The following is a 13,362-nucleotide window of genomic DNA, read 5'->3' as shown; positions in this document are numbered from 1 at the left end:
TTATGGACAATCAGGTAATCTATCTATTATTTATACTTGCACTATCAATCTTTTTGGGTTTTGAAATTATATCAAAAGTGCCTTCTACTCTTCACACTCCTTTAATGTCGGGATCAAATGCGATATCTGGTATTACTCTAGTAGGAGCAATTATTGCCGCAGGAACAAGTGGCGGAGACCAAACAACATTGATACTTGCAACGTTGGCTGTAACATTTGCGACGATAAATGTCGTTGGAGGTTATATGGTTACAGATCGCATGTTAGGTATGTTTAAGAAAAAGGGTAGCGGAGGTAACAAATGAACGCAGGATTAATAGAATTATCATACATAGTTGCAGCGATATTATTTATCTTTGGCCTAAAAATGATGAGTTCTCCTGCTACTGCGCGCAAAGGTAATTTTGTGTCTTTTGTAGGCATGCTTATCGCCATTGTTGCAACTTTCTTATATCTCCCACAGCTAGCAGAAGCAAAGTTAGGCACAGTCACTGATTTGCACTATGACTGGATTGCTTATGGTATGATCGCTGGTACTATAATTGGTCTTCTAGCGGCAAGATTGATTGCAATGACAAGTATGCCTGAGATGGTAGCGCTACTCAACGGTTTTGGTGGAATTAGTAGTTTACTTGTTGGTTGGGCTGTATACCAATACGATGTTGTGGCCACCATTGCAATAAAAAACAGTACCTCTGCAGATACTCTGACTCTAGCAACGATATTTTTGTCGGTGCTTATCGGAGGTGTTACTTTCTCGGGTAGTTTAATTGCGTGGGCAAAACTCAAGGAAGTTATCGGTGGAAAACCAACTGTTTTCCCTGGGCAACACATTTTAAACATTTTGCTTGTTGCTGGAGCGGTTACTTGTGCGGTAATGATTACAAAAGACCCCACAGCGGACATCGCCAATTACCTATTTTGGGGAGCCATCGGTATTTCTGTTGTTCTTGGTGTTTTTGCGGTTATTCCTATCGGTGGGGCAGATATGCCGGTTGTTATTTCTCTGATGAACAGTTATTCAGGGTTAGCGGCTTGCGCAGCAGGGTTTGTCGTTAAAAACAACATCTTGATTGTTTCTGGTGCTCTTGTAGGTGCTAGTGGTGTTATCTTAACAGTTATTATGTGCAAAGCGATGAACCGTTCGCTATCCAATGTACTATTTAGCGGATTTGGTGGAGCATCTTCGAGTGGTGGTAAGGCCGTGGAAGGTGAAGCGAAAGCAGCTAGTCCTGAAGATGCATATTATGTACTCGAAAGTGCAAGCTCTGTTGTATTTGTACCAGGATACGGTTTGGCTGTTGCGCAAGCGCAACACGTTGCTCGTGAATTGGGCGAACTGCTAGAAGAGAATGGGGCCGAAGTTAGTTACGCCATTCACCCTGTTGCTGGTCGTATGCCGGGGCACATGAATGTACTTTTGGCAGAAGCAAACGTTTCTTATGACCAACTCATCGAAATGGATGACATCAATCCCAACATAGAAAACATTGATGTGGCCATTGTTGTCGGGGCAAATGACGTTGTAAACCCTGCGGCACGAGACGATGAAACTAGCCCTATATATGGAATGCCTATCATAAATGTTGACAAGGCAAGAACTGTATATGTTTTAAAGAGGGGTATGGGCATGGGATTTGCGGGTATTCAGAATCCTCTGTTTTTTAAAGAAAACACTCGTATGATTTTCGGTGACGCCAAAGGAACCATACAATCTCTTGTAGACGAGTTTAAAAACTAGTTAAATAAACTTTCGATTATTCGTTGGTAATCGCGAAAGCGATTACCAACATTATTGTTTTGGCAAGATTTTGAAATGATATATTTAGACAACAATGCCAGCTCTCCTCTCGCACCACAAGTAAAACAATTTCTTTTAGAACATCTCGATATTTATGCCAACCCCTCCTCGTTTCATACTTTGGGAAAAAATAGTCGCCAGCTATTAGATGTCGCGCGAGAACAAGTGGCATACCTACTAGGGGGCAGCCCTCGCGAAATCATTTTTACCAGCGGTGGAACAGAGAGCAATAATCTGGCAATACTTGGTTCTCTTCCCTGTGCTCCCAAAGGTCAAAACCACATTATCACTACTAAAGTAGAACATCCTTCTGTGCTCAATACTATGCGTTACTGCGAAAAGCAAGGATGGGATATTACTTATCTTCCCGTTTGTAAAAGCGGTTTACCTGACCTCGACTATCTAACTAACTCTATTTCTTCACGAACATTTTTAGTTTCGGTTATGTATGCCAATAACGAAACAGGGGTCATTCTGCCAATAGATGAAATTACACGTATACTTGAAAAGTACAATGTCATTTTTCACGTAGACGCTACACAAATGATTGGCCGCCAGCCGCTAAGTGTAAGTGACCATTCTATTGATTTATTGACGATTTCGGCGCATAAATTTCATTCGCTAAAAGGTGCAGGGGCTTTGTATGTAAAAGATGGTACGCGTATATCATCTACCGTACAGGGAGGAAAGCAAGAGAGAAATCTTCGTTCGGGAACGGAAAATTTTCACAATATAATTGCTATGGGGCAAGCTTCCTACTTGGCAAAAACATCATTTTTAGATAAAATGGATAAAATAGAACAAATGCGCAACCACCTACAAAATTTTATTTTACACAATATACCGCAATGCGTTGTAAATGGTATTCGAGCTCCGCGAATTGCAAATACCTTAAATGTCAGTTTTCGCGGTGTTTTAGGGGATGTATTGGTTCGCGAGTTATCACAACACAATGTGTACGTTTCTCATGGAGCGGCTTGTAGCTCCGGAGCAAGAGAACCCTCTCATGTTCTCAAGGCAATGAACCTCGAATGGGATTTTATTACAAGTGCCATTCGTTTTTCCTTTTCTATCTATAACACACAACAGCAGATAGAAGACCTTAAAGAACTTTTGCCAAAGGTTGTGGATAAACTACGCAATATGCCAGAATGATACTATGGAATATTTACAAGATCGCTATCAGCTTCAAGAAATTATAGGTAAGGGAGGCATGGGAAAAGTATACCGTGCCCTTGACACCAAAAAAAATCAAATTTGTGCTATCAAACAAAACATTATCGTGGTTACAGGAGAAAACCGCGACGTTATCACACAACGTTTGAAGCGTGAGTTTTATTTTTTATCAAAAATTTCCCACCGTAATGTTATTAAAGCCTACGATTTTTTCGCAGAAAACCACCAGTACTTTCTTGTCGTTGAATATGTTCCTGGTTTATCGATGAAAGAGTTTCTACGAGAAAAACCACATGCGCTGAATCTTGCAGACCAGTTGTGTGTCGCCATCCAGATATGCCGTGCTATTGACACGATCAACACCATCGGACTGATTCATCGCGACGTTAAACCTTCTAATATAGTTGTCAATGAAGAACAGCGTGTTGTTAAACTACTCGATCTCGGTGTCGCCAAGGCCGTGTCGAGTAAACTGGCAAAAATTACCCAAGACAACTCGCTCGTAGGTACCCTGGGCTATATGAGCCCTGAGCAACTTATGGGAAAAGTCGAAAAAAACACCGATGTATTTTGTCTTGCCATCGTGTTGTACCAGTTTTTTTCACGACAAAATGAGTCACCATTTCACGCCTCGTCCCCGGCAATCATGATTGATAAAGTGCAAAGCGAAGATTTACCTCCTTTGCAAGACACACTACCCAAGGATGCAAACTACAAACACTACGCCGCCATCAATGAAGTTTTACAAAATGCCCTTTGCAAAGATGCCCAAAAACGTACATCCTCTGCGAATTTGTTGGCAGAAAAGTTTAGCGATATTTTTCAAAATGTTGCGGAAAAAGGGTCGTGGAGACCTACATCTGATTCTTCTTTTATTGTCAAACGCAAATTGGTAAAACTGGAGAAAGATTACCAAAATTACTGTAAAAAGCAATTGATGGAGAAATACAGAAATTCGCGGAAAAATTTACGCAAGTATTATTATTTTACAGCGGTTTTTATATTTGTAAGTTGTTTTTGCATATATGGCTACTTGTCTTACGCCAAGCGAGATGAAATTTTTCAAAACTCATTTCGTTTGTACCTCAAAGGAAATTATCAACAAGCGAAAACGAATAACTTACCACTGGTAGAAGACAAAAACCCCAAAGCCTCCATTTTGCATGCTCTGATTTTGTACAAAACAGAATATCGTGATCGCGCAAGTGAAATCATTCAAGAAAATCTCTCGTATTTACAAAAAAATAATGATGTGTTTTCATGGTATGCGCAGGGAATTATTTACAAAAATGGTTTAGGTGTGGAGCAAAACACGTCGCTTGCTGTCAAATTTTTGAAAAAGGCAGATTGCGTTTTTCCCGCTATTTTGGAATTGATTGCGATTTTTGAAAATAATGCGGCGACTATGTCCATTGATAATTATGTAAAACTATTATATACAGCTGCAAAGAAACAGCATGTCTCTTCTATGGTCAAATTGGGGGCGGTGTATTTCGCTGGAGATATAGTGGAGAAAGATATCCAAAAGTCATTGTATTGGTACGAAAAGGCAAGCGAAAAAAATAATAGTGACGCTCAAGTGGAGATCGCAAAGATTTATCTTTTGCAAAAACAATACAAAAAAAGAAAGAAGTGGCTATTGAGAGCCGCAAATAGTGGAAATCCTTCTGCAATGTTGCAGTTGGCACAAACATACTACCATGGAACTGGTGAAACAACCAATGTTTCTCAGGCAAAACATTGGGCGAAACGTGCGGCAGAAACAAACGATGTACAAGGTATTCTTTTCTATGCAAAGATTTTGAGCTCTAGCGGTTCTCCCGCTATTCGTTGGTATATAAAAGCCGCGGACTTAGGACATCGCGAATCGATGAAATATTTGGGCAACTATTTTTTTGGTCAAAAGCAATTTCGTAAAGCTTTTGATTGGACATACAAAGCGGCGCTGGCAAATGATGCAACGGCAATGAGCAATCTTGGGAGTTTGTATGCTTTGGGATCAGGGGTCAACCAGGATTTTAATGCCGCATATGAATGGTTCAGTAAATCTGCGCAGTTAGGTAACTTTGGTGGAATGTCGGGCATTAGCAAAATGTATATGCGCGGAGACGGTGTCGCAAAAGACATCGCAAAATCTATCGAATGGTTAGAAAAGGCAGCAAAGGCAGGTGGTATTATGGATATGAGAACACTCGGCCAATACTACATGAAAGGCCAGTACGTAAGTAAAGACATCGACAAGGCACGTTATTGGCTACAAAAAGCCGCAGATAATAATGACATGATTGCGCGACAACTTCTCCGCCAATTGGATAAATAATCCTCACAATAACCAAACCCACATCTCGTCCTTCGCAATAATGGAACAAGACCAACCTGCGTTTAGCACAAGGCTAGCAGCGGTTGTTTTAGTACATCAGACATCGCAATTACGATCGCGAGCATTGACTTAAGGATAACAGTGAAAAAACTTACCATATCATGTCATCCCGCACTTGATGCGGGACCCAGCAATATAAAGTCGATTTTATTTGCTGGGTCCCGTATCTTTCCAAAAACTTAAGTTTTTGGGTACGGGATGACAAGTTATTAGTTTTTTTAAGTACTTATCTCGCCTCACATACTAGCATACTTTTCGCTATGACAATACACAATAAATGTAGAATTTTTTTGATAAAATAAAAATAAAATGTTTGCTATTTTCTACATTTTGTGTATTATATATACATCATTTCTATAAAAATACTACAACACAATGCGGGTCATTTATGAAAAAAATAGCAATCGCTGGCGCGAATGGCTTTATTGGACAAGCACTTCTTGAGAAATTATCACCCTCGTATCATATTGTTGCCTTGAGTCGTAATGTCAGCTCACAAAAATCAAGTGAAAATATCGAATGGCGAAGTTGTGATTTATACTCCATGCTGGACGCAGAAAAGGGTCTTGAGGGAGTTGACTACGCCATTTATTTAGTGCATTCTATGATGCCATCTGCACGTCTTACACAGGGAAGCTTTAGCGATACTGACCTTGTTTTAGCGGATAACTTTGCACGTGCAGCTAATAAAGTGGGTGTAAAACAAATTATATACCTTGGGGGAATTATACCTGACGAGGGAGATCCGGGAGACCTTTCTTCGCATCTTAAGAGTCGCCTGGAGGTGGAAGTTACATTGTCTAGTTACGGTGTACCTCTCACCGCAATACGCACAGCGATGATCGTCGGACCAGGCGGATCTTCGTTCCACATGTTAGAAAAACTTGTGCGGCGTTTACCAGTCATGATTTGTCCGCAGTGGACACTGTCGAAAACGCAGCCCATTGCGTTGCAAGACGTCATTGCGGGAATAGAACAATCCATTGGAGATGAACGTTTTTTTCACCAAGAAATTGAATTGGGCGGTCCGGACATTTTCAATTACCAACGTCTCCTAAAATTGATGGCAAAAGCTTTGGGAAAAAGACGTCTTCTTATTACAGTCCCCTTATTTACTGCAAAACTTTCTACGTTGTGGGTAAGTCTTGTCACTGGGACAAGTCGCAAACTTGTGGCACCACTTATTCAAAGCTTGCGACATGATATGGTGGCAAAAGATCATCCTTTGAAACAGGAGTTGAAACTTCCGCAAATTCCTTTTGAAAAATCCGTGCGCGAGGCCATTGACTTGGCACCCAAAAAATCATACAAACGCAAAAAGTTTATTCCACGTGCGAGTGATGTGCGCTCTATTCAGCGACTTCCTCTGCCTCCGGGGAAAGACGCCAGTTGGGTCGCGAAGGAATATTCTACATGGTTAGATCGCTACATGAAGGGAATTCTTTTTGTGAAGAACGACGATAAGGGAAACTCCTCCTTTTACTTGCGTTTTTTTAAACGTTGGCCACTGCTTATTTTAACACTCTCACCGGAGAGAAGTAGTGAAAATCGTTATCTTTTTTATATCACCGGAGGTATTCTTGCCAAAACCACCGACCGTGGGAGACTAGAATTTCGCGAAGTCATGCAGGGCAAGTATATTATTGCCGCTATTCACGATTTTTGCCCCACGCTACCATGGTATATTTACAACATCAGCCAGGCATGGATACACTTGTGGGTGATGAATCGTTTTGGTAATTACTTACGTAACTACAGTGGAGAACATCATGAGTAAATCTTACATGGTAATAACAGGTGGTAGTCAAGGAATTGGTTTTGAGATTGCCCGCAACTTTGCGAAAAAAGGTGAGAACATCGTAATTATTGCACGAAACGAAGAACGTTTGCAATCGGCACGTGATCGTTTGCGTGAATACCACGATGATATACAGTATCTATCTGTAGACCTTTCTGTCGAAAGCGCAGGCATAGAAGCGATTCAGCATATTCGACAGAATTGGGGAGAGATCAACACCTTAGTACTCAACCATGCTATTTTGCACAATCGTTTGTTTTCGCAGAGTTCGCTTGCAAATATCGAAAAAGAGTGGCGCACAAATTTCTTAACCCCTGTGGCAATGTTAAAACAACTCATCCCGTTGTGGCAAAAGAAGCGCTATGGAAAGGTTATTGTTGTCGGATCTTTAACAGCACTTGTTCCCTTTCCTGGCAACGCGAGCTACGCGGCAACAAAGGGCGCACTACTTGCATTAATACGGTCTATACGTATTGAATTACAAAACTATGGAATACAAGCAAGTATTGTACTTCCTGGGCTTACACGTACGTCGATGAGTAAAGAAATGCAGTCTCCTTTTGTCCCCACTCTGTCGCCGCAGCAAGTTGCGAAGTCGGTAGATAAAGTCTACCGTACAGGTAAAGGAGTTGTTATTCCCGGAAAATTGGATTTCGTATCTTCTATAGCTTTTCAACTTTTTCCAACGACATTAGAAAAAATAGTGCAGCGTTTTGCCAAGTATTTACTACCAGCCTACTATGAACAGCGAGGAAACGAAAATGGAAACGAAATCAGTGATCGTGATCGTGGGTGGAGAGGGGTTTATCGGGAGGCAACTACGCAAATACCTGTTTCATAAGTATCGTGTGATTAGCATAGATAAAAAGCAACCGCATTGCCTGCACGAAGACGAAGTATGTTTACAAGTAGACATGGAAACTGATCGCGATATCACAACGTTTTGGCAAAACTTGCCTTGCGAGGCATCGCAAATTAAAGCGGTGGTGTTTTTAGCAGCATACTATGATTTTGCAAATACGGCGAACGAGCATTATATTAAACTGCAACGAGGTTTAGAACTTTTCGTTGACTTATTTGCTAAGCACACCTCACCGCAAAGTGTATTTGTCTATAGCTCAAGTATGGCGGCACTTGCACCTACAAGCCCTGATAAAGCGATCACAGAGATTAGTCCACAACTTGGTTTATGGCATTACCCTAAATCTAAGATTGTCGCGGAAAACTTTCTACAAAAGCAAAAGCTAAAGCAGACGGTTGTCATTCTCGTTCTCGCAGGTGTTTACAGCAATTATTGTGAATTAGTTCCCCTGTATCAAACCATCGAATTAGTACGTAGTCGCTCCCCGGAGAAATTTTTTTATCCCGGACGTAGTGATCGCGGTATCACATACGTTCATGTGGAAGAGGTTTGTGATGCGATCGAAAAGTGTTTTGCCGTAGGGCAACAAAAACAGACGCAACGTTTTTTAATAGGGCAAAACGCTCCCTTGCATTATCGCGAGATTCATCGACGTGCAGCGTCATGCCATTATGGAAAGTCCATTGCGTTATTACGTGTTCCGAAAATACTCGCATATATTGGGGCCTACATTCTGCAAAAGATGTCGCGTAAACGTCGTTTTATTCAGCCATGGATGATTCGTTTCGCGGGAGAACATTTTTACTTAGATACTTCGCATGCGAAAAAAAGTCTTGGGTGGTCTTCGCGGCGTTTTATTGGCCAAGATCTCGATATTATTTTGCAGAATATGCAGAATTTCTCTGATAAATGGTACGCCAAAAATGAGCAGCGACCATGGTAAAGAAAGGTTTTTATTATGTGGACGAAAAATGTATCGCTAACGAAAACAGTTGCATTTCAAGCAGATTTAGAAACAGTGCGACAAGTCATCATGCAGACATGGGAGTACCCCCAGTTTATCGATTCGATTTCCTCTGCAAAAGTCATCGCCAAAGATGATGAACGCAATGAAGTCACGTTTTATGCAAATTTGATTGTCCCTGTGCAATATACGGTTATCACGAAAAAAATCGCGGCGGATCGCATCACCTTTCAACAGAAATCAGGCTTTTTTGCCTCACTTGACGGTGGATGGAAGTTTACCGAACAAGACGACCACATTGAAGGTGACTATGAAGTAAATTTAAAAGTGCCGATGATCGCATCGAAGAAGATTGTAAAACAGCTGATGAACATTAATTTTCCACGCATGTTGGATAATTTTCAAACGGAGGTTCATCGACGTTACGGACTACAAAACGCATAACTATTGCCACTTTTTGGAAATGTTAAATTTTCTCATTTTAGAGGTCAAAGTTGTGGCGGGAATTTGTAAATATTGCGCTGCTCCATCGGAACCATAAATTTTCCCCTGACATTTTTCTAGGGCGTTGAGTAAAATTTCTTTTTCTAAGAGTTTGTATTTTTGCAACGTCATATTGTTGATGTCCACATGAAAATCCCGTGGCCTTTGTGGCTTTGCATCCTCGTGAGAAAACTGCGAGAAGTCGCGTTTATCTAAAGTAAAATTTAATGCGTCATTCTGTGAAATAATGAGTGCTCTCTCTACGACATTTTTTAGCTCGCGAATGTTTCCTGGCCACGAATAGTTCTGTAGTTTTGTCATTTGCGCGGGAGAAATTTTGGGTTGTTTCACTTTGAGATCTTCGGCAAGAATATCCGTAAAGTGCTTTACCAAAGGTACAATATCTTCTTTTCTTTCTCTTAGAGGAGGTATTTGTATAGGGAATACACTCAATCGATAGTATAAATCTTTGCGAAAGTTGCCTTTGGTAACTTCACATAGCAAATCCTTATTCGTCGCAGCAATGATTCTCACGTCGACATTATGCGTCTTGGGATCCCCGAGTCTTTCGAATTGCTTTTCTTGTAGTACACGCAAAAATTTACTTTGTAGGGATAATGGCATTTCGCCAATTTCATCTAGGAAAAGCGTACCGCCATTTGCCAGTTGAAATCTTCCGACACGATCGGTAAAGGCACCTGTAAATGCCCCTTTTACATGACCGAAGAACTCGCTTTCAAATAGTTCTTTGGGAACAGAAGCACAGTTAACTTTTACCAACGGGCGATCTTTACGGTCACTGCTTTCGTGGATAGCTCTTGCCACTAATTCTTTACCTGTTCCCGATTCTCCGTTAATGAGTACGGTAGAATTGGTATGTGCCACTAATTTAACTTGGTCTAAGGTTTTGGCAAATGCGGCGCTCGTACCGACCATAAACCCAAAATGTAATTCTTTGCGAATTTGCTGATTTAGGTAAATATTTTCTTGGGAAAGAATTTTTCCACGAGCAATTTCAGCTTCTAATTTTTGGATAGTTTGTTCCAGATCTTTGGTTCTTTCTTGTACCCGAGTTTCGAGTTCTTTATTCATTTCCTGCAAGTCGGTATATGCTTTTTGTAATTGCGATTGTGCTTTTTTCTTTTCGGTAATATCAGTGTAAACGCCAAATATTCCAATGATGTTACCTTTACTATCTTTGATGGCATTGGAGTTATTTAGTGCATAAAATTTTTTACCTTTTATAGATTGCATCAGCATTTCGCCCGACCAACTTTTTCCCGACCACACAGCGGAAAACATTTCGTTGGCCTTTTGTTGATCACCAAAAATGTTTCGTTTGGTTTTTTCGGTCATTTGTTCCAGAGGCCACTCGAACATTTTGGAAAAAGAAGGGTTGAAGTAAAGGCGGTTTCCCTCTTTATCGGCGATGACAATGCCATCACATGCACTATCCATTGCGGAACGAAATAATTTAGATTTCATTAAAAAATCCTAAAAAAACGAAAAATAGTTGTCTTTAATATACCTAAAATACGCCGGTTTTTTCAAAAAAAAGTTTTCGGTAAAAAAAATATCGAAGTTGTCATGTAGAAGTTTTGTGGCTTTATAACTTAACAGCCACTGGTAAAAAAAAGTATTTCTAGATTTTTTTTAAGCAGGCATGAATTGAGCTTAAGAAGACACTAGTATGCATATGCATACTAGTAAATTTTACAAAGAATTTTCTACAACCTATAGGAAGAAAAAAATGACAAAAGTACTAGTTGTTTATTACAGTATGTATGGACACGTAGAAACCATGGCGAATGCTGTGGCGGAAGGTGCCCGACAGGTAGAAGGCACCGAGGTTGTTGTAAAAAAAGTGGAAGACTTCATTCCCGAAGAAAAACTGAAACAAATAGGTGCAAAAGTAGATCAGCCAGCACCCGTAGCTGATCCCAAAGAATTAGGTGATTACGATGCGGTTATATTTGGTTCACCTACGCGTTTTGGGAACATGGCTGCGCAGATGCGCAACTTTTTAGACCAGACAGGAAAACTATGGATGGAGGGGGGATTAATTGGTAAAGTAGGAAGCGTATTTACCTCTACCGGAACTGGGGGAGGTAATGAAACAACGATTACCTCTTTTCATTCAACTCTACTACACCACGGTATGGTTATTGTTGGTCTACCATATAGCTGTTCGGAACTGACGGACATAAGTGAAGTTCTTGGAGGCTCTCCTTACGGTGCTTCGACGATTGCGGGAGCAGATGGTTCAAGGCAAGTCCATGAAAAGGAATTGACGATGGCCAAGTTCCAAGGGAAGCATGTCGCTGAAGTGGCAAAAAAATTGTCGTAAATAGCGTCTTATATTTTAAGTAAACAATTTTGGCAAATGTTGCCTTCCATTTTGTTATAGGGCAGGCATTTGCCATTGTAAACAGTAATTTTCATTGTCAAACAGGAGTTATTCACCAATGCAAACAGCCATTCTTTGGTATCGCAATGATCTACGCATCCATGACCATGAACCACTGGTAAATTGTAGCAACAAAATTGTCATTCCCGTGTATTGTCTTGATCCCAGCCTTCATGGTAAAACTTCATTTGGTTTTCCGAAAACAGGCGTGCACCGCACGAAATTTATTTTGGAGTCACTACATGACTTGCGCCAAAGTTTACAAAACATCGGAGGGCATTTGATTGTTTGCCATGACAATCCAGCGGTGGCAATTCCACAGCTAGCGAAAAAATTCAAGGCCAAAGAAATTCACTTTCACGACGAGGTGACACATGAGGAAATCGTGTGTGAAAAACAAGTGATCGCTGCTCTCGATGATAGCGTCAAAGTTTTTCGTTATTGGGGAAGTACTTTAATGCACGACGACGATCTACCTCATGATATAGATCATTGTCTAAACACCTTTAGCAAATTTCGTAATCGTGTGGAAAAGAAGTGTTCGGTGCGCAAGACACTACCTACACCAAAAAAATTAAACACACCACAGATAGATAGCCCTGGTGATATACCAACGCTGGAGGCGTTTTTTGCCGATTATCGTGTCGAACCACGTAGTGTATTGTCGTTCACCGGAGGTGAAAGCGCAGGACAAGAACGCGTTCGTCAATACTTATGGGAAGAGGATTGTCTTAAAGAGTATTTTAATACGCGCAACGGTCTTCTCGGAGCAAACTACTCCTCAAAATTTTCTGCGTGGTTGTCCTTAGGTTGCGTGTCACCGCGTTGGATCTATGAAGAGGTAAAGAAATATGAGCAACGACGTCACAAGAACAAGTCGACGTATTGGCTGATTTTTGAGTTATTGTGGCGCGATTTCTTTCGCTTTGTTGCCGATGATGTGGGGAACCAAATTTTCTCTCCCGAGGGAATGCGCAACGAGCCGGTAAGCTGGCAAGGCAATGAAGACGCATTTGTGGCGTGGCAAGAAGGACAAACGGGCATTCCATTCATTGACGCTAACATGCGTGAGCTAAATGCAACAGGATTTATGTCAAACCGCGGTAGGCAAAATGTGGCGAGTTTTTTAACAAAAGATTTAAAAGTCAATTGGTTGCGAGGTGCGGAGTATTTTGAGTCTATGTTGATTGATTACGATGTTTGTAGTAACTACGGCAATTGGTGTTATGTGGCCGGGGTGGGAAATGATCCGCGAGAAAATCGTTATTTCAATGTCCTAAAACAAGCGTTGTCCTACGATCCACAAGGCGATTATGTTCGACATTGGTTACCAGAATTGGCGGCGTTACCTGGGAAGTCCATACATTATCCGTTTTTTTTATCACAAAAAACGTTGCGAGAGGCGAATATTCAGTTAGGGCATAGTTATGCAAATCCGCTAATCGTTCCGCGTAGCTTTCACAAATTGAAACCGCATAATTTGGATTGACG

Annotated in this window: 11 protein-coding genes; 10 read left to right on the top strand and 1 reads right to left on the bottom strand. The window is 41.0% G+C overall.

The window, feature by feature from the left end; translation table 11 throughout:
- Positions 1-2 precede the first annotated feature (2 nt).
- The 8 genes from UABAM_RS31360 (at position 3) to UABAM_RS31325 (ending at position 9,425) form a co-directional block, all read left to right on the top strand.
- Positions 3-305, top strand: a complete 303-nt coding sequence (locus tag UABAM_RS31360) for an NAD(P) transhydrogenase subunit alpha (protein WP_151971966.1) — start codon at positions 3-5, stop codon at positions 303-305.
- A complete protein-coding gene (locus tag UABAM_RS31355) occupies positions 302-1,741 on the top strand; it encodes an NAD(P)(+) transhydrogenase (Re/Si-specific) subunit beta (protein ID WP_151971964.1) in 1,440 nt (479 codons plus the stop codon). Before UABAM_RS31360 ends, UABAM_RS31355 begins: the two co-directional genes overlap by 4 nt.
- Positions 1,742-1,816: 75 nt before the next feature.
- Complete coding sequence (locus UABAM_RS31350; RefSeq protein ID WP_151971962.1) at positions 1,817-2,956, top strand: cysteine desulfurase family protein; 1,140 nt, start codon at positions 1,817-1,819, stop codon at positions 2,954-2,956.
- 4 nt (positions 2,957-2,960) lie between these two features.
- Positions 2,961-5,297 (top strand): serine/threonine-protein kinase, encoded by a 2,337-nt coding sequence (locus UABAM_RS31345; RefSeq protein ID WP_151971960.1) that lies wholly within the window; start codon positions 2,961-2,963, stop codon positions 5,295-5,297.
- A 448-nt stretch (positions 5,298-5,745) separates the two neighbouring features.
- Entirely contained in the window at positions 5,746-7,134 is a 1,389-nt protein-coding gene (locus UABAM_RS31340) for an NAD(P)H-binding protein (protein ID WP_151971958.1), read from the top strand.
- The gene (locus tag UABAM_RS31335) at positions 7,127-7,996 is read left to right on the top strand and encodes an SDR family NAD(P)-dependent oxidoreductase (protein WP_151971956.1); all 870 of its coding nucleotides are present in this window, start codon (positions 7,127-7,129) and stop codon (positions 7,994-7,996) included. The genes UABAM_RS31340 and UABAM_RS31335 overlap by 8 nt, the downstream gene beginning before the upstream one ends.
- Positions 7,917-8,960 carry an NAD-dependent epimerase/dehydratase family protein gene (locus UABAM_RS31330; RefSeq protein ID WP_173013682.1) on the top strand — a complete coding sequence of 348 codons (1,044 nt, stop codon included), beginning with the start codon at positions 7,917-7,919 and terminating at the stop codon, positions 8,958-8,960. Before UABAM_RS31335 ends, UABAM_RS31330 begins: the two co-directional genes overlap by 80 nt.
- A 15-nt stretch (positions 8,961-8,975) precedes the next feature.
- The gene (locus tag UABAM_RS31325) at positions 8,976-9,425 is read left to right on the top strand and encodes an SRPBCC family protein (RefSeq protein ID WP_151971952.1); all 450 of its coding nucleotides are present in this window, start codon (positions 8,976-8,978) and stop codon (positions 9,423-9,425) included.
- Here the strand turns inward: UABAM_RS31325 and UABAM_RS31320 are convergent, their stop codons facing one another.
- On the bottom strand, positions 9,426-10,949 hold the full coding sequence (locus UABAM_RS31320; RefSeq protein ID WP_151971950.1) for a sigma-54 interaction domain-containing protein: 1,524 nt from the start codon (positions 10,947-10,949) through the stop codon (positions 9,426-9,428).
- 265 nt (positions 10,950-11,214) lie between these two features.
- Between UABAM_RS31320 and wrbA the strand changes: the two genes are divergently transcribed.
- The gene (gene wrbA / locus UABAM_RS31315; RefSeq protein WP_151971948.1) at positions 11,215-11,811 is read left to right on the top strand and encodes an NAD(P)H:quinone oxidoreductase; all 597 of its coding nucleotides are present in this window, start codon (positions 11,215-11,217) and stop codon (positions 11,809-11,811) included.
- A 118-nt stretch (positions 11,812-11,929) separates the two neighbouring features.
- Positions 11,930-13,360, top strand: coding sequence for a DASH family cryptochrome (locus UABAM_RS31310; protein ID WP_151971946.1), 1,431 nt, complete (start codon positions 11,930-11,932; stop codon positions 13,358-13,360).
- The last annotated feature ends 2 nt before the right edge of the window (positions 13,361-13,362 follow it).

Origin of the sequence: Candidatus Uabimicrobium amorphum, assembly GCF_009002475.1 — a bacterium.
Classification (GTDB): Bacteria; Planctomycetota; Uabimicrobiia; order Uabimicrobiales; family Uabimicrobiaceae; genus Uabimicrobium; species Uabimicrobium amorphum.
This window is presented reverse-complemented; position numbering and strand designations above follow the sequence as displayed.